At 59.2% G+C, this 18982-nt stretch carries 11 protein-coding genes; 8 read left to right on the forward strand and 3 right to left on the reverse strand.

The genetic code is table 11. From position 1 onward, the window contains the following. The first annotated feature begins 71 nt into the window (after window positions 1-71). A complete protein-coding gene (locus ACIGKL_RS06305; protein WP_397485829.1) occupies window positions 72-824 on the forward strand; it encodes a GntR family transcriptional regulator in 753 nt (250 codons plus the stop codon). A gap of 4 nt (window positions 825-828) precedes the next feature. Further along, window positions 829-1392 (forward strand): NUDIX hydrolase, encoded by a 564-nt coding sequence (locus ACIGKL_RS06310; protein ID WP_397485830.1) that lies wholly within the window; start codon window positions 829-831, stop codon window positions 1390-1392. A gap of 301 nt (window positions 1393-1693) precedes the next feature. Here the strand turns inward: ACIGKL_RS06310 and ACIGKL_RS06315 are convergent, their stop codons facing one another. Further along, a complete protein-coding gene (locus tag ACIGKL_RS06315) occupies window positions 1694-1981 on the reverse strand; it encodes a DUF1330 domain-containing protein (RefSeq protein WP_148118863.1) in 288 nt (95 codons plus the stop codon). An 81-nt stretch (window positions 1982-2062) separates the two neighbouring features. Here ACIGKL_RS06315 and ribBA point away from each other — a divergent pair, with 81 nt between their 5' ends. From ribBA to ACIGKL_RS06345, 6 genes are all read left to right on the forward strand, one after another. Beyond that, complete coding sequence (ribBA, locus tag ACIGKL_RS06320; RefSeq protein ID WP_397485831.1) at window positions 2063-3172, forward strand: bifunctional 3,4-dihydroxy-2-butanone-4-phosphate synthase/GTP cyclohydrolase II; 1110 nt, start codon at window positions 2063-2065, stop codon at window positions 3170-3172. 368 nt (window positions 3173-3540) lie between these two features. Beyond that, the gene (locus tag ACIGKL_RS06325) at window positions 3541-4566 is read left to right on the forward strand and encodes a polyamine ABC transporter substrate-binding protein (RefSeq protein ID WP_397485832.1); all 1026 of its coding nucleotides are present in this window, start codon (window positions 3541-3543) and stop codon (window positions 4564-4566) included. An 80-nt stretch (window positions 4567-4646) separates the two neighbouring features. Then, window positions 4647-5492 (forward strand): ABC transporter permease, encoded by an 846-nt coding sequence (locus ACIGKL_RS06330; RefSeq protein ID WP_397485833.1) that lies wholly within the window; start codon window positions 4647-4649, stop codon window positions 5490-5492. Between the two features lie 3 nt (window positions 5493-5495). Continuing rightward, window positions 5496-6305 (forward strand): ABC transporter permease, encoded by an 810-nt coding sequence (locus tag ACIGKL_RS06335; RefSeq protein WP_397485834.1) that lies wholly within the window; start codon window positions 5496-5498, stop codon window positions 6303-6305. Window positions 6306-6322: 17 nt separating this feature from the next. Then, a complete protein-coding gene (locus tag ACIGKL_RS06340) occupies window positions 6323-7471 on the forward strand; it encodes an ABC transporter ATP-binding protein (protein WP_397485835.1) in 1149 nt (382 codons plus the stop codon). A gap of 269 nt (window positions 7472-7740) precedes the next feature. Further along, entirely contained in the window at window positions 7741-8226 is a 486-nt protein-coding gene (locus tag ACIGKL_RS06345) for a flavin reductase family protein (protein WP_397485836.1), read from the forward strand. A 341-nt stretch (window positions 8227-8567) separates the two neighbouring features. On the opposite strand, the gene ACIGKL_RS06350 is transcribed toward ACIGKL_RS06345, so the two are convergent. Together ACIGKL_RS06350 and ACIGKL_RS06355 are read right to left on the reverse strand one after the other, a co-directional pair. Continuing rightward, window positions 8568-18167 (reverse strand): calcium-binding protein, encoded by a 9600-nt coding sequence (locus ACIGKL_RS06350; RefSeq protein ID WP_397485837.1) that lies wholly within the window; start codon window positions 18165-18167, stop codon window positions 8568-8570. A gap of 1 nt (window position 18168) precedes the next feature. Continuing rightward, on the reverse strand, window positions 18169-18957 hold the full coding sequence (locus ACIGKL_RS06355; protein ID WP_397485838.1) for a hypothetical protein: 789 nt from the start codon (window positions 18955-18957) through the stop codon (window positions 18169-18171). Between the last annotated feature and the right edge of the window lie 25 nt (window positions 18958-18982).

Consider the following 18982-nt stretch of genomic DNA (forward strand, 5'->3'; position numbering starts at 1 on the left):
GAGAGCACCGGGTTCCTCGACCGGGTGCTCTTTTGCTATTTCCTACGGACAGCCATAACAGAGCGGACCCCATGAAACGCTTGCCTCTCGACGACAGCTTCAAGGTCAATCGCAACCCCGTCACCCTGCGCGAAATCGTGCTGGACAAGTTGCGCGGCGCCATCATGAACTTTCAACTGCTGCCCGGCGACCGGCTGGTGGAACGCGACCTGTGCGAGCGCCTCGGCGTCAGCCGCACCTCGGTGCGCGAGGCGCTGCGCCACCTGGAGTCCGAAGGCCTGGTGGAGTTCGCCGGGGCCAAGGGCCCGCGCGTGGCCATCATCACCCTGGAGGACGCGCGCGACATCTACGAGCTGCGCTGCGTGCTCGAAGGCCTGATCGTCCAGCTGTTCACGCTCAACGCCATGCCCAAGGACATCCGCGCCCTGGAGAAGGCCCTGGAGGAGAACCGCAAGGTGCTGGAAAGCGGCGACCTGCAGGAGGTGCTCGACTCGGTGCAGGGCTTCTACGACGTGCTGCTGGAGGGCTCCGGCAACCAGATCGCGGCGACCCAGCTGCGCCAGTTGCAGGCGCGCATCAGCTACCTGCGCGCCACCTCGGTGTCGCAGAGCAACCGCCGCGGCAGCAGCAACCAGGAGATGGAGCGCATGGTCGAGGCGATCAAGAGCGGCGACCCGCTGGCCGCGCACCAGGCCTCGGTGGACCACGTGCGCGCCGCGGCCAAGGTGGCGCTGGACTACCTCAAGTCCAAGCAGGACGAGCCGGGCGCGGTGCGCGACTTCGTCACCCCCATCGCGCTGCAAGAGCCGCGCATAGGACGCTGACGCCATGCCCAGCCCGCGCTTCTGCCCGCAATGCGGCGACCCCGGCCTCAGCCGCCGGCAGCCGGATGGGGACACCCACGAGCGGCTGATCTGCGCGGCCTGCGGCTACATCCACTACGAGAACCCTAAGGTCATCGCCGGCTGCATCATCGAGCAGGACGGCAAGTACCTGCTGTGCCAGCGCGCCATCCCGCCGCGCCCGGGCACCTGGACGCTGCCGGCCGGCTTCATGGAGAACGGCGAGACCACCGAGCAGGCCGCCCTGCGCGAGGTCTGGGAGGAGAGCGGCATCCGCGCTGAGATCGTCTCGCCCTACTCCATCTTCAGCGTGCCGAAGATCAGCGAGGTGTACATCATCTTCCGCGCCGTCGCCCTGGAGATTAGCGGCCAGCACGGCCCGGAAACCCTCGCCTACCGCTTCTTCGCGCCCGAGGAGATTCCCTGGGAGAGCATCTATTACCCGGCCATCCGGCAGATCCTCGAGCGCTATATCGACGAGCGCCAGGCCGGCGTCTACGGCATCTACATGGGCAACGACGACTGCGGCAAGGTGCACTTTATCCGCTGAGGTGCCAAGCCACGCCGCGTGTCGCGGGGCCGCCTAGAAAAGTTCTGAAAAGCCATTAACCGTCACTCCCGCGAAGGCGGGAGCCCAGGTACTACGAAGGTTCCGGATTATTCCCCTTCGGGCCAGCGCAAGCGCTGTTCAGCGATAAAGCTGCTGTCCCGCCTGCGCGGGAATGACGACTTTTTGCCTAGGCCCGCGCGCACCGGCGATAGCCCTCTGCCTCAGTGCGCACGTCACCCTACGAGCCGGTTCACCTCGGTAGCCCGGATTGCATCCGGGCTACCGCCAGGCCGCGGCCGCCCTAGATTCCCTCGACTATGATTACTTCAGCCTGCGCGACACCCGCGCGATGGGCGCAGGCCGCCTGGTACTGCGCGGAACGGTAGCAGGCCAGCGCCTGTTCATAGGACTCGAACTCGATCACCACGCTGCGTTGCGGCGTGGCCCTGCCCTCCAGCGCTTCGCTGCGGCCGCCGCGGGCCAGCAGTCGGCCGCCGTACTGGGCGAACACCGCCGGCGCGCGGCTGGTGTATTCGGCGTATTGAGCGGGGTCGGTGACATCGACGTGGGCAATCCAGTAGGCCTTCATGGCGGTCGTCCAGGCTTAGGTTAATACGGTATTATGGTATACCATTAAACTTCTACCGATATCCACACCCGGGACCCCGACATGCCATTCAACCCCATCGAAGAAATCATCGAAGACTTCCGCCAAGGCAAGATGGTGCTGCTGGTCGACGACGAGGATCGCGAGAACGAGGGAGACCTGCTGCTGGCGGCCGAGAAATGCACGCCCGCGGCGATCAACTTCATGGCGCGCGAGGCGCGCGGCCTGATCTGCCTGACCCTGACCGACGAACACTGCCAGCGCCTGGGCCTGGAGCAGATGGTGCCGGCCAACGGCAGCGCCTTCGCCACCGCCTTCACCGTCTCCATCGAGGCCGCGCAGGGGGTGACCACCGGCATCTCCGCCGCCGACCGCTGCCTCACCGTGCTCGCCGCGGTGGCGCCCGACGCCTGCGCGGACGACCTGGTCCAGCCGGGTCATATCTTCCCCCTGCGCGCCCGCGAGGGCGGCGTGCTGACCCGTGCCGGCCACACCGAGGCCGGCTGCGACCTGGCGCGCCTGGCCGGGCTGAGCCCGGCGGCGGTGATAGTCGAGGTGATGAACGAAGACGGCAGCATGGCCCGCCGCCCCGACCTGGAAAAGTTCGCCGCGCAGCACGGCATCAAGATCGGCACCATCGCCGACCTCATCCACTACCGCCTGAGCACCGAGCACACCGTCAGCCGCATCGGCGAGCGCGAGCTGCCCACGGTGCACGGCACCTTCCGCCTGGTGACCTACGAGGATCGCATCGAGGGCGGCGTGCACATGGCCATGGCGATGGGCGAGATCCGCCGCGACGAGCCGACCCTGGTGCGCGTGCACGTGATCGACCCGCTGCGCGACCTGGTCGGCGCCGAGTACACCGGCCCGCAGAACTGGACGCTGTGGGCGGCCCTGCAGAAAGTGGCGGAGGCCGGCCACGGGGTGGTGGTGGTGCTGGCCAACAACGAGTCGTCGCAGGCGCTGCTCGAACGTGTGCCGCAACTGACCCAGCCGCGCCGACAGTTCAGCCGCTCGCAATCGCGCATCTACTCCGAGGTGGGCACCGGCGCGCAGATCCTCCAGGACCTGGGCGTGGGCAAGCTGCGCCACCTCGGCCCGCCGCTCAAGTACGCCGGCCTGACGGGCTATGACCTGGAAGTGGTGGAAAGCATCCCGTTCCAGGGATGACCACCAGCTGACGGATGGCGCCGCCCCGGCGCCGTCCTCCGGCCAGCCCCGGGCGGCCCGTGCCCGGCGCGCTTGTTTTTCTATTTCAAGCACTTACCCGCATCGCCGGCGACTGCCCTGGCAGGCCGCCGGGGATGCGCCCGCACGCGCCGCGAAAATCGCCGCGATTGGGCCTTGCACAAAGTTTGGAATACCATAATATGACATTCCGTAGGCCGAGATATTTTGCCGACGCTGCCCACCCCGGGAAACCGCCCTGAGCAGCCTCGGCAGGCCAGTCACAAAGCCCCTTGTGGGCCACTGCTCCCTGAAAGGCGGGCACCGCCAAAGCCCGCTTGCGTACAAACACAACAACGAGGGCAAGCAAGATGGTGTTCAAGAAAACTGCTACCGCGGTGTTCGCCACCGCACTCATGGTCGCCGGCGCAGGCGCGGCCAGCGCCGCCGACAACCTCAGCTTCGTCAGCTGGGGCGGCACCACCCAGGAAGCGCAGACCACGGCCTGGGCCGCCCCCTTCAGCGAGAAGACCGGGATCAAGGTGCTGCAGGACGGGCCGACCGACTACGGCAAGCTCAAGGCCATGGTCGAGAGCGGCAACGTGCAGTGGGACGTGGTCGACGTGGAAGCCGACTTCGCCCTGCGCGCCGCCCGCGAAGGCCTGCTCGAACCGCTCGACTTCAGCGTGATCGACCGCACGCAGCTCGACCCGCGTTTCGTCTCCGACCACGGCGTCGGCTCCTTCTACTTCTCCTTCGTGCTCGGCTACAACCAGGGCCGCCTCGGCGGCAAGGCGCCGCAGGACTGGAGCGCGCTGTTCGATACCGCCACCTACCCGGGCAAGCGCGCCCTGTACAAATGGCCCAGCCCCGGCGTGCTGGAACTGGCGCTGCTGGCCGACGGCGTGGCCATCGAGCAGCTCTACCCGCTGGATCTGGATCGCGCCTTCAAGAAGCTCGACAGCATCAAGAAGGACATCGTCTGGTGGGGCGGCGGCGCCCAGTCGCAGCAGCTGCTGGCCTCCGGCGAGGCGAGCCTCGGCCAGTTCTGGAACGGCCGCATCTATGCCCTGCAGCAGGACGGCGCGCCGGTCGGGGTGAGCTGGAAGCAGAACCTGGTGATGGCCGATTTCCTGGTCATCCCCAAGGGCTCGAAGAACAAGCAAGCGGCCATGCAGTTCCTGGCCAACGCGGCCAGCGCCAAGGGCCAGGCCGACTTCGCCAACCTCACCGCCTATGCCCCGGTCAACACCGGCAGCGTCGCCCAGCTCGAGGCCGACCTGGCCCCCAACCTGCCGACCGCCTACGCTGAAGATCAGATCACCCTCGACTTCGCCTACTGGGCCGAGCATGGCCCGGCCATCGCCGCACGGTGGAACGAATGGCTGGTCAAGTGAAACCCCTGGCCGACTCGTCGGCCCAGGCAGGCGCCGGCGCATCCAGCGCCGGCGGCCTCGCCGCCAACCGAGCCGCCGTCATGAATCGCAGCCCTTCGCGCTGGCGCCCAGCCGCCAAGCTGATCCCCGCCCTGCTGTTTCTCGGCCTGTTCTTCCTCGCCCCGCTGATCGGCCTGCTGCTGCGCGGCGTGCTGGAACCGGAGCCGGGGCTGGGCAACTACGAGCAGCTGTTCGCCAACTCGGCCTATGCCCGCGTGCTGTTCAATACCTTCGCCGTCGCCGGCCTGGTCACCCTGATCAGCCTGCTGCTGGGCTTCCCGCTGGCCTGGGCGATCACCCTGACGCCGCGCGGCTGGGGCCGCTGGCTGCTGAGCATCGTGCTGCTGTCGATGTGGACCAGCCTGCTGGCACGCACCTATTCCTGGCTGGTGCTGCTGCAGGCCTCCGGGGTGCTCAACAAGGCGCTGATGGCCCTGGGCCTGATCGATCAGCCGCTGGAGCTGGTGCACAACCTGACCGGCGTGGTGATCGGCATGAGCTACATCATGATCCCCTTCATCGTGCTGCCGCTGCAGGCGACCATGAGCGCCATCGACCCCATGGTGCTGCAGGCCGGCTCGATCTGCGGCGCCAGCCCCTGGCGCAACTTCTTCCGGGTGTTCCTGCCGCTGTGCCGGCCGGGGCTGTTCTCCGGCGGCCTGATGGTGTTCGTCATGTCGCTCGGTTACTACGTCACCCCGGCCCTGCTCGGCGGCGCGCAGAACATGATGCTGCCGGAGTTCATCGTCCAGCAGGTGCAGTCCTTCCTCAACTGGGGCCTGGCCAGCGCCGCCGCCGCGCTGCTGATCGCCATCACCCTGCTGCTGTTCTACGCCTATCTGAAGCTGCAACCGGAATCGCCGGTGGCTTCCAGTACCGCGAGGTAAGCCATGCTGCTGTCGCCCAACGCCATGGGGCCGCGCCTGCGCGCCGGCCTCTACCTCGTCACCGGGGCCATCGCCGCCTTCCTGCTGCTGCCGATCCTGTTCATCGTGCTGCTGTCGTTCGGCTCGTCGCAGTGGCTGGTGTTCCCGCCGCCGGGCTGGACGCTGAAATGGTACGAGCAGTTCTTCGCCAACGCGCAGTGGATGGAGTCGGCCTACACCAGCTTCAAGGTCGCCCTGCTGACCACCGCCTGCGCCGTGGCCCTGGGCCTGCCCAGCGCCTTCGCCCTGGTGCGCGGCAAGTTCCCCGGCCGCGAGCTGCTCTACGCGCTGTTCACCCTGCCGATGATAGTGCCGCTGGTGATCATCGCCGTGGCCATCTATGCCCTGTTCCTCAAGCTGGGCTACACCGGCACGCTGTTCGCCTTCGTGGTCAGCCACGTGATAGTGGCGCTGCCCTTCACCATCATCTCGATCATCAATTCGCTGAAACTGTTCGACCAGTCGATCGAGGACGCCGCGGTGATCTGCGGCGCCTCGCGCCTGCAGGCGGTGCTCAAGGTGACCTTCCCGGCCATCCGCCCCGGCCTGGTTGCCGGCGCGTTGTTCGCCTTCCTGGTGTCCTGGGACGAGGTGGTGCTGAGCGTGATGATGGCCAGCCCGAGCCTGCAGACCCTGCCGGTGAAGATGTGGACCACCCTGCGCCAGGACCTGACGCCGGTAATCGCGGTGGCGTCGACCCTGCTCATCGGCCTGTCGCTGCTGATCATGCTGATCGCCGCCGCCCTGCGTCGACGCAACGAACCCAGCGCCTGATTCATGAGGAAAAGCCAATGAGTGCCGTGATCCAAGACAGCCAGAGCCAGGCGCCCCTGGTCAGCCTGCGCAACCTGAACAAGCACTATGGCGACTTCGTCGCCGTGAACAACATCAGCCTCGATATCCAGGAGGGCGAGTTCCTTACCTTCCTTGGCTCCAGCGGCTCGGGCAAGAGCACCACCCTGTCGATGCTGGCCGGCTTCGAGACGCCCAGCAGCGGGGAAATCCTGGTCGCCGGCAAATCCCTGGTCAACGTGCCGCCGCACAAGCGCGACATCGGCATGGTGTTCCAGCGCTACTCGCTGTTCCCGCACCTGAACGTGCGCGACAACATCGGCTTCCCCCTCGACATCCGCAAGCAGGAACGCGGCGAACGCGAGCGCCAGGTCGAGGCCATGCTCAAACTGGTGCAACTGGAGCAGTTCGCCCACCGTCGCCCGGCCCAGCTCTCCGGCGGCCAGCAGCAGCGCGTGGCGATCGCCCGCGCGCTGGTCTACGAGCCGCGCATCCTGCTGATGGACGAACCGCTCGGCGCCCTCGACAAGAAACTGCGCGAGGACCTGCAGGACGAGCTGCGCCACCTGCACCGGCGCCTGGGAATCACCATCGTCTATGTGACCCACGACCAGGAAGAGGCCATGCGCCTGTCGCAGCGCATCGCCATTTTCAGCCACGGCCGGATCGTAGGCCTGGGCAGCGGCTACGAGCTGTACCAGAACCCGCCAAACGCCTTCGTCGCCTCCTTCCTCGGCAACTCCAACTTCCTCAAGATCAAGGCCCAGGGCCACGCCGCGGCCAGCTTCGAGGGCCAGGCCCTGGCCGTTCGGCCCACCGCGGGCATCGCCGAGGGCCAGGAGCTGCTGCTGATGGTGCGCCCGGAGAAGGCCCAGGTGCTGACCCCGGAGCAGGCCGGGGCGACGCCGCGGCCGGCCGGCTGGAACGAGATCCAGGCGCGGGTCGCGGAAACCGTGTTCCTCGGCGAAAGCCTGACCTGCAGCGTGACCACCCCGGGCGGCAGCCAGCTGACCCTGAAGGAGCTGTCCGGCAGCACCCCGCCCCTGCAAACCGGCGCCCCGGTGCTGGTGCGCTGGGCCGCAGCCGATGCCTGCGTGTACAGCCAGTGGCAGGAAAGCGACCTGAGCAAGGCCGCCGGCGCGCACTGAAGCAAACTCCCCCTGGCCCCCGCCCTGCTGCGCAGCGCGGGGGTTTTCTTTGCCTGTCGCCGCCGCATGCGCAGCGGCTGCTCGCCGTTTCGCCGGGTGCGCGCAACCCGGGCGACTCCGCGTCACCCCACGAGGCCAGGCCGCCAGACGCCGTGCATCGGGCGAGCTGCGAGTACCCGAAAATAGCGCTTGCGCGAACCATATTATGGTATACCATCAGACACGAAAGCGCTGCCGGTCGCAGCCGATACGTCACGCAGGTACTCGAAATGATCGACGCAAATACCTACAAACTCGTCATGGGCTCCTTTCCGTCCGGCGTCACCGTGATCACCACGCTGGACGACGATGGCCAGATCGTCGGCCTGACGGCCAGCGCCTTCAGCTCCCTGTCCATCGACCCGGCCCTGGTGCTGTTCTGCCCGAACTACAGCTCCGATTCCTACCCGCAGCTGATCAAGAACAAGCGCTTCGCCATCCACCTGCTGTCGGCCGAGCAGCAAAGCGAGGCCTATGCCTTCGCCAAGAAGGGCAAGGACAAGGCCCGCGGCATCGAATGGACGCTGAGCGAGCTGGGCAACCCGCTGCTGGGCAACGCCACCGCCATCATCGAGTGCGAGCTGTGGCGCGAATACGAAGGCGGCGATCACGCCATCCTGGTCGGCGCGGTGCAGAACCTGATCGTGCCGCAGCAGCGCGTCGAACCGATGATCTACTGCCGCGGCAAGATGGGCGCCCTGCCCGCCTTCGCCTGATATCTATCTGTTGTGTGCTTGTCTTGCCCCCTTGGTTGGGGGCTTTTTTATGACCATGTTCCCGTTACGTGTTGATGCTCCGACCCAGCCTTTGTAGGAGCGGCTTCAGCCGCGAATTTCGCGGATAAATCCGCTCCTACAGGGGCACAACAACTAACTGCGACATTGCATTGATTTGAACATCGAATTGCATTCGACTTGACCGCCCAATTGCACGACACCTGAACATCAAATTGCATGGGTATTGAACAACAGCTCGCTGATCATTCATATGCGATTTACAGCCAACACAAACAAGTAGCCCGCCATTAAGGCGGGCTATTTGCTATCGCTCTAGCAACCTATTGCCAGTTAGCTGCGATGACCGCGTTAAGCTGATCACGCTGCACCTGACTCAGGTTGATTTCCCCGCCAGCTGGCGCGCCGAAGGCGGCCATGGCACTGACGAGGTTGTCGACCTGGTTGGCGTACAAAGTCGAGCCGCCTGCCTGGACGGCATCCAGACGCTGGGCCGAGTTTGCATACCAATCCTGCACGGTAACGCTGTCTTCCGAGCCCCGCACATCAATCACCAGGCTATCGCCCTGGCGTGACAACCAAAGGTTGTCACGGGTGATGCCTTCGATACTCAGTACATCGTTGTCAGCCGGAGTATTGGACAGGTTGTTGATGATGTCCTGACCATCTCCTGCCGCGAAGTAGTAGGTGTCGCTGCCATCACCACCGATCAGATAGTCATTACCCTTGCCACCACGCAGCTTGTCGTTACCCGCACCACCATCGATCAGATCCGCATCGGACGAGCCGATGATGTTCTGATCGCCCGCCTGCCCCGCCAGAATCGTGCCGAAGGCACGCTCGTCGGGTAGGTTCTGGTAGTTAGGCGAGCCTGCTGGATCAGGATTGCTCAGGCCAAACGCGCCGAACAGCTGCGCGGCAGTCAGTTGCCCGCCCGAGGCGAAACTGATCACATCAACGACATAATCGCCACCCAGGAACCAGTTCTTCAGGGTGACCTGATCGCTGCCACCACTGACCTTGAGCACCAGATCGTTACCGCTCTTCATCAGGCCGCTGGAGACCTGGTTGAAGGTAATACCCTCGAAACGCAAGGTGTCGAAGCCGCCACCACTGTTATCGATAACGTCCTGGCCACCACCTGCCGCAAACACATAGGTGTCGTCGCCACGACCGCCAATCAGGGTGTCATTACCGGCACCGCCATTGAGCGTGTCGTTGCCGCTGCCACCTTCAAGGCGATCATTGCCTGCACCGCCAAACAGTTGGTCATTGCCGTTGAAGCCTTGCAGCAAATCACGCTGAGCGGTGCCATTCAGTGCGGCATCATCACCACTGGAACCTTGCACAACAGTGTCAAACGCAGCCGCAGGCGCTGTAGGCATAGCCAGACCAAATGCCCCGAATATCTGCGCCGCAGTCAGTTGCCCACCGGTTTCGAAGCTGATGGTCTCGACCAGGTTGTCGCCACCCAGGAAGAAGTCCTTCAGGGTGATCTGGTTGGCTGTGCTGCCATTCACCTTGAGGACGAGGTCGTTACCCGACTTGCCCAAGCCCGAGGCCACCTGGTTAAAGGTAATGCCATTGGCGAAGCGCAGAGTGTCAATGCCACCCAATTCTTCAAGCACATCCTGACCAGCTGTATAGATGTAAGTATCGTCGCCAATACCGCCCAACAACCTGTCATTACCCACGCCGCCATTCAGCGTGTCGTTACCGGCACCACCAATCAGTACATCATTGGCTAAAGTGCCTGTCAGGACATCATCACCACCAAGACCGGCAACAGGAGGCTGCTCGCCGCCGCCTGGATTGGTACCGCCATCACCCGGCTCTCCACCATCACCAGGATTGCCACCATCGCCCGGCTCACCGGTGCCGCCATCAGGCAGCGCAGTCAACAGGCCGGCAATCTGAGCCGTGGTGATATAGCTACCACCATCGGGCTGAACATAATCGATGGCAAGATCACCGCCCAAGAAGTGATCGGTCACTTTTACCTGCTGCTCAAGATCGCCATCCACCAAAATCAGCAGATCGTCACCTTCGCGATGGAAGCTCAGCCGGGCACGCGCGATACCGATAAAGAACGCTCCGTCGAAACCACCACCGCTGTTGTCGATCACATCGACACCACCATTGGCACGGTAATAGTACTGGTCGTCACCCGCGCCGCCTGTCAGTTGGTCATCGCCATCCTCGCCATCGAGCACGTCGTTACCAATGCCGCCATTCAGGATGTCGTTACCCGAACCGCTCTGCGAGCCATTACCTCCGGACAAGTAGTCGTTGCCGTCGCCGCCTTCGATCTGGTCGTCACCACCCATGCCGAACAACGTATCGTTGCCGGCCAAGCCGCGCAGCAAATCACGCCCTTGCCCGCCAACCAGTTGCTCGCCCGCAGCAGTGCCTTCGACCAGGGTATCGAAGCCACCCGGCACATCGCCGGCGGCAACAATCTGGGCAATGCGCGCCGCATCAATCAGGAATCCACCATCTGGTTGCACATAACTGATGGCCTTGTCGCCACCGAGGAAGTGGCCCAACACGCGAACCGACTGTTCGGCATCCTCATCCACCAGAATCAGCAGATCGTCGCCATCGCGGGTGAAAGTCAGGCGGGCTTCATCGATACCGCCACTGAAGAACACGCCATCATTGCCGCCACCGGCGTTATCGATGGTGTCGGCGCCATCACCCAGCTTGTAGACATACTTGTCATCGCCGCTGCCACCCACCAGCAAGTCATTACCAGCACCGCCCATCAACTGGTCGTTGCCGGCGCCACCGTAGAGGGTGTCGTTGCCTGCTTCACCATCCAGGTAGTCGTTGCCGTCCTCACCGTAAATCACATCGTCACCGGCACGGCCCCAGGCTTTATCGTCGCCGGCACCAAGACGCATGGTGTCATTGAGATCGCGGTAACCGATAAAGCTGTCAGCAGCAGCGGTACCGTGCCAGATTACTTGCCCTTCAACTTCGGCCTGGCTCAACTCACTGCCATCGACAAACACGAAGTGCTCAAGCTTGAAGTGATCATTAGGCCCCTTAAACCAGTTCTGCACGGTAATCGAATCAGTGCCGTTGGCATGCTCGATAATCATGTCCAGACCACGACGGTGGAAGCTCAAATCGCTGGCAGAAATACCTTCACCGAAGCTCAGGGTATCGGCAGTCGGCTCAACGTTGCTAAAGGCTTCGTTTGCACGACGCTCGATCAGCAGATCATGACCGTCACCGAGGTTGAAGATATAGGTGTCTTCACCGAAAGAGCCGTAGAGGGTGTCATTACCAGTAGCGCCTTCGATGACATTGCTGCCCTGATCCCAGGCACTGCTATACGCCTCAATCAGATCGTCGCCGGCACCGCCCTGCAGGGTATCGAAGCCCAGGCCTTTAAGGGTGTCGTTACCATCCCCCCCCATAAGCTCACCCGTGCCCTCCAGGTAATCATCACCTTCACCGCCGTCGAGCAGACCGTCTCCGTACAACTGGTCATTGCCGGCACCGCCATAAAGACGGTCATATCCACCGCCGCCATGCAGGGTGTCGTTGCCGTCACCACCATGCAACTCATCATCATCCCAGCCGCCATCCAGCAGATCATCGCCGGAGCCGCCGTAGAGCGTATCCATACCAAAGTTGCCATTCAGGATGTCATTACCTTCGCCGCCATGAAACTCATCAGCGCCGTCTGCGCCATGAACTTCATCATCCCCGCCTAAGGCTTCGATCAACCCTCCATCCGGGTGCGCCCAGATCGTATCGTTCCCAGTCGTCCCCGCTACAGCGCGGGCTGAAATAGCCTCACTATTCAGAACGGTGTCATCAGCGAAGCGAACAAATTCCAACGCTTTCTGGCCGCCATGCCTGGAATTGCCTTCGAAATGTGACAGAACACGAATGGTCTCACCCGATGCATGCATGCTCAGCACAAGGTCATTACCTTCGCGCCGCAAGAGGACATCGCTGAGGTGCAAGTCCACCAAATGCAGCGTGTCCTGACCACTCAGGTCATCAATCACATCGTTGCCATCACCAGCATGGTAGATGTACACATCGTTGCCAGCGCCACCCAACAAGGTGTCGTTACCTGCGCCACCTACCAGCCTGTCGTCCGAAACATATGCCTCGATACGATCATTTGTTGTGCCACCGATCAAGACTGCGGCCAACAGGTCCTCTCGCGACCAAGATTCTGCAGATGCAAAATCCACTCGATCAATGGCCATACCGCTTAGGCCATCGTTATCAAAAAAGCTTCTGACTGTTATCTGATCGTTGGTCCCGTAACTGAGCAGGAGATCTTGTCCGGCCCTACGCACCGAAACCTGTTCAGGCGAAATGCCTGCTGCAAAGCGAATAACATCAACTGAGGTGGGCGCACTGTCATCGTTGATGATGACGTCCTGCCCATGCCCCAGCCCAAACACATAGGTGTCACTGCCCGCACCACCACGCAAGGTGTCATTGCCTTTACCACCGGCAAGCACATCGTCGGAGCCATAGCCCGTCAGCTGTTCATCAGCATCGGTACCCAGCAGCGCCATCGCCTTGAGATCATTGGCGCTGAGCACCTGGTCGCCGGCAAACACGACAGAGCTGATCGGCGGCAAACCAGGAGAGAAAAACTGCTCAACGCGAACGCTGTCGTCACCATTGGCAAACGACAGTATCAAGTCTGCCCCCACCCTGCGGGCGCGAAGCTGCTCAGCTGTCAACGCCCCCTCAAAGCGGATAGTGTTCTGCTCGGCAGCAAAATCACGAATCAGATCCTGCCCATCACCAGCAGTAAAGACGTAGGTATCATTACCACGCCCACCCTCTAGGGTGTCATTGCCCACCCCTCCAACCAGGGTGTCATCGCCCGCGCCCCCTCTGAGCAAGTCATCCCCAGCAAAACCGGACAGCAAATCAGCACTGGCGTCATAGCCCGTCAACTCATCGGCGGCCTCGGTACCCTGCAACACCATCTGCTTGATATCGGCGATAGACCAAACCACTCTTGATTCGGTAAAACGCACAAGGTCGACCGCTCTTGAAGTTCCCGCATCCTGAACGAAGTAGCCCAACACTCTCAGGCTGTCGTCGGTTCCCTTGATCCGCAACAGTAAGTCGTCACCTTGACGCCTCGCCGAGACTTGGTCAGGACTAATGTCGTCCTGAAAGATGATGACATCCTGGCCATTGCTAGCATCTTCGTTGTCGATGGTGTCGGCTCCATCCCCCCTGGAAAATAGGTAGGTATCCGAGCCTAGCCCACCCACGATCGTGTCATTGCCCTTGCCTCCCACCAACTTGTCATTACCAGCTCCGCCGATGAGGTGATCATTGCCTGCACCGCCATCGAGGATGTCGTTGCCACTGCCGCCATCAAGCAGATCATCCCCGGCACCACCATCAAGAATGTCATCCCCAGCATCGCCCCTGAGGGTGTCATTACCCGCACCACCGAACAACAGGTCGTGATCATCACCGCCAGAGAGAGAGTCATCACCCTCGCCACCACGGATAAGGTCATTACCCGTCCCGCCCGATAATGTGTCGTTAGCAGCAGTACCATCAATGACATCATCATCGGCATTGACCCCGGAAGCGTCACCCGCAGCGCCGACAGGCGTTTGCTTGGGTGCGTTCGGGTCACTCAACAAGCTGTTCTCATCAGCTGTATTGGCAAGCTTCGAAGAAATGGAACCATCAGGCCAAATCACATACTCAGTGACGGCCCCAGCGGGTACTTTGGCATTGCCCTGCTCATCAATAATCGGGCTCAGCACCTTTCCGTCCGCATCCTTGTAATAGAGCATCGGACCGGTTAGAGAGACGGCACCAAGCGCCACCCAGGAAGCTGGATCGTTAAGGTCGACGCCAGCAATAGAGCCATTGACGCCCATCAACTGGCCGCCAAACCAGCCAAAGTGATCAAGGCTATTGCCTTGGAACGCCCCACTGGCCATTACCTCACTGATAGTTTGTGTCGCCTTGATCTTACTCAGATCAATCAAACGCAGCAGATCATTGAGGCCCAGAGTTTGCCCATTGGCGAATGCCACCTCGCTGATTTTCAGGAACGAGGTGTTAGGCATGCTGATGCGGTCAGCACCATAGTGGATATAGGTCGTGTGCGGGCTTTGCTGAATCAGCAGCGAAGCAGGCGAAATACCCGCGCCAAATACAAGGCGAGTCTCACCCGAGTTGTCGCTGATATAGTCCACGCCATCGCCGCTTTCGAAGTGATAAACGTCATCGCCGGAGCCGCCAAATAGATAATCATCACCTTTACCGCCGGTGAGTTCGTCGTTGCCTTCCTGGCCGAGCAGCACATCATCTCCGCCCTCGCCAAACAGGTGATCATTACCCGCGCCAGCCTGCAAGTGATCGGCTCCTACACCGCCGAAAAGAGAATCCTGGCCAACGCCGGAGATCAATGTATCGTTACCAGCGTCACCGCTCAGACGGTTGCGATCATCGGCACTGGAACCGAAGAAATCCTGAACCCAGTCATCGCCCGAGCCGCCGTAGAGATGGTCACTGCCGGCATCGCCCCACAGGGTATCGTTGCCATCACCCGCATAAATTGTATCGTTACCAAGCCCAGCAATAATTGAGTCATCGCCATCCCCGCCGTGGATCAGGTCGTCTCCTTCGCCGGCGAAAATGCGGTCATTATCAGCGCCGCCATCGAGCGTATCGTTACCATCAGCGCCCCAGAGTTTGTCTTCTCCGTCCCCGCCATAAATCAAGTCGTCGCCATCATCGCCCTGGAGTTCGTCATCACCACTGCCCCCCACGAGCGTGTCATTACCGGTCCCTCCGAAGATCCGATCATTACCTGTGCCGCCATCGAGGTAATCATCTCCACCACCACCAACCAACTGGTCATCACCCTCATCACCAAACAGGGTGTCATTACCTACGTGCAGGGTGTCCTCACCATCCTCAACATCACCAAACAGGTAATCATTACCTTCACCACCGAAAATAATGTCGTGACCGCCGCCACCAATTGCATAATCATCACCCCGACCAGCGATTATCAGATCATCGCCATGCATTTCGATGGGCATTTCTACGTAGTCAGTTACGTAATATTGATGGCGTTTGGCATAATTCTCCTTGGTTTCACGATCACCAATCAGGCGATCATTACCATCGCCGCCAATAATGGTGTCTGAGCCTGCCTCACCGTTGATCCAGTCATCGCCGTCTCCACCATCGAGATAGTCATCATAGGAGGACTTGTCTGCAGTAAAGTCAGCCTGCAAGCGGATGCTATGGCTCAAGAATGGATCGTCATCGTTATATTTAAAGTAACCATCTCCCAAAATGATATCGTTTCCGGCCTCACCATAGATCTGGTCGCGGCCCGAACCACCCGTTAGACCGTCACCTCCGTCACCACCGTAGATGGTGTCATTGCCGCCACCGCCACTGACTCTATCAACGCCGCTGCCGGCCTTAACATAATCGTTACCCGTGCCACCATGGCCGAGACTATCGCGCTCTTCAGCAAAGAGGCTGTCCCCAACGTTGCCACCCACTATATGGTCGCTGCCAGCGCCACCAAGCAACTCATTGGTGCGGTTGTTATGCCCCACAAGTACGTCATCGGCGCGCCCACCTTCAAAGAGTTGCGAGCCGAAAAGATTCCCATCAAATATGATTGGATCATCATTTAAGAAAGACTGATCCAGACTATTACCCAGATCATCCTTCTTGGTTTTGGAATCCTCCCGCGCCTGCAAAGTGGCGGCCACGTGGTAATTGACTTCACTAACAGAGCCATCATTGGGATTTATATAAAAGGCCGTACCCAGCACACCATTACCAACCTCATGCCCATTGCCCGCTGAAGGGGGCGTGACAACAGATTGGTCTTTATCAGTGATACTGATATTGAAGCTATTGGCAAAGCCAGCGCTGGTGAAAAACTTGCGAATAGTAATCTGGCCGCCCACCTCCCCCTTGACCAAGACATGCAGGTCGCCATTCTCACCACGGTGATAGGTATTACACAATTCATCTTCAAATTCGTAGGTGGAGTCGCCCACAGTGATAAGGTTACTCACTGGGCTACCCGATATATGCAGTGTGTTACTGCCGTGCTGGTCTTCGATTATGTCGTAACCACCATCTGCATCGTAGTAATAGTGGTCATCACCGGCACCGCCTTTAAGCAGATCATTGCCTTCACCGCCGTAAAGATGGTCGTTGTCAGCCCCGCCGACTAAGGTGTCGTTACCCTTGCCACCGTAGAGATGATCGTTGTCGCTTCCGCCTTCGATATAGTCGTGGCCAGCTTCGCCTTTGAGGGTATCGTTGCCAGCCATGCCGTAGAGGCGGTCATCTGCATCACCCCCGGCCAGACTGTTTGTCCCCTGATCGCCGAAGCGGATATAACGCGGAGCAATGAGACCAACGTCATAACCATCGATGGTTAATTGTTGAGAATCACCCAATGCGGCATCGCTGATAATGACGTCGCCGAGCATAAAGAAAGGGTCACCAAAAGGCAGGCTAAGCACGCCATCGGTTTCGCCATTTTGTCGATAAAGGTTATACGCTGCCAGTACGTCAATACGTTCAGCGATCCACTCACTGGTAAGCTCCCCCAACCCTGTTCGCGAATCATAGAGCTCAAGTTGCTCACTGATCATCGAATAGTCAGCACCTACAATTGCATAGGGCTTTAGCTCAAGCAGTGCACGACGTAGAGCTAAGCCTTCTTCATCATCATTTAAAGCCATATCAAACGTCGCCGCATTGGCTTTACCTGTCAAATCGAGTATGCCGAATTTATCTTTAAATGAAGCATCGGCAACGATTAACTGCGCATTAATAAATGAGTCTCGAAGATCGCCTTCACGACTTGGAGAGCTATTGCCATTCAACAGGAAACGAATATCATCGATATAATTACGGGCAATTTCTTCACTCGCTGCTGCACTTGCGATGCTTTGTAATAGCGCGAGTGTTTCATCGTTGCCAATCCCGCCCAGCAAAAAACCTAGAACATAGCCGCCGGTGCTCGAGTAATGAAATGGATTGTTATTCTCATTATACGCATTTAGAGACAGACCAATACCAGAGCCCGCGCTGCCGAAAGTTGAATCAAGGGCGGCCTCTGCCTCTTTATCTCCAAGTCTGAACAAAGCAATAACTTTTCCGCTCTCATCCTTAAAAACCTCCACGGCCTCCTCACCAACATTCACCGTTTCGGCACTACCTCCATCCTCAGCAATAATTACCGCTTGCTTATAAGAAATACCAAATTGCACGCCAGAGTTGGTGGCTTCTGACTTCGATGCCTTGAATATAACCTCCATAAGATCTGAGTTAAAATATGTATTTGCCATTTCCATGTTTTCAGTCAGCGCGTAATGTGCAGACAGAAAGAACCGGCCTGGAAAAATTGCCTGCAGAGCTGGATCCGGCACGCCTTTCGCGTTTAACCAAGCATCATCAGCGTTCTCATAAGCCCCCAACTCAGTCGGTGGCTTGTAGGATACCGCCCCATTCTCGTCAGTTTCTTGAGTGAATCCAGCCAATTCATATGCAAGAATCACATTGGAAAAATCCACTATGGAGTAGTCCGGATATACACCAGGGTATGCAACTTGCAACAATGCGTTTGCATTTATTGCTGGGCCTCCAATCAAAAAACCGCTGCCTGTAGAGATTTGAGCCGTATTCAAAAAAGCTATATTACCTGTCTTTTCGGCCAACAATAGATAGGCTGCGCCTCTGTCCCCGGCAGCGGCATAGGCTATCACCTTGTCCATATCGGCCTGCGATATATTTGTATAATTATCCGGATTATCATCTAATATATGGGGCGCAATGCGGTCAGGTAACGCAAGCTCCGACCAAAAATCAACAATATCTCCAAACGCCGACGGTAACTGAGCATATAGTGGGTTCATTTCACTTCCCCTCCATTGGAATTAGCATGCCATTTAAATAATCAGTGATTGACTCATCCAGCTCAACCCACTTTCCGCTAAGGAATTCTTTTGATCCAATCGAGTATTCAGCACGCCCACCCATCGCCAGATCAGAATGAACCTTGCAGCTACGCAATCTCATCACTCCATCAGCATCCAAATATTGATGACAATCAATTAGCTTATTCGGGCTCGCCTTAGGCACATACAAAGCGCGACGTACGACCGAACAGGTATTCTTCTGAGCTTCTGTAATTTTCTTGCTCACAAGAAGCTCAGCTGGCGGGCAAGAGATGTCGTCATATTTATCATAACCATCAAGATCACTTGCAACAGCAGCATAGTCACCCCAATGACCATACCACTTCAATTTATACTTAAGCTCACTCACGGCGGAGTAATATATGCGAACCGTATTAACATGACTTCCAATCAGATAGTTGCCTTCCTCGCTTCCATGCTCATAAATACTTTCAATTTTTTCATCTGACACAAACAAACCAATAAAAACCTCAGTGCCATACCTGTGACTCTTTGAAGGCCTTCCAATAGTTCGATCAATAGCTTTTACATAAAAGGCAATTCTATTTGGATCAGGGCCAGTGCATCTGGCCCCAGCCTTAGGTTTGGCACATGGGATTTCTACCAATCCTTTAGAAACACCGATCACTCTATCGTGAGGGCCGCTACCCTTATAAAACAAAAAAAAGACAGCGAAAGAAGCAATAAAAATAAAGCAAGCCAAGGAGATCAATTTAGTATTATTCATGGCAGCTCTTTCTGGTCATAATTTT

Source organism: Pseudomonas sp. NPDC077186 (assembly GCF_044543505.1).
Lineage (GTDB): Bacteria > Pseudomonadota > Gammaproteobacteria > Pseudomonadales > Pseudomonadaceae > Aquipseudomonas.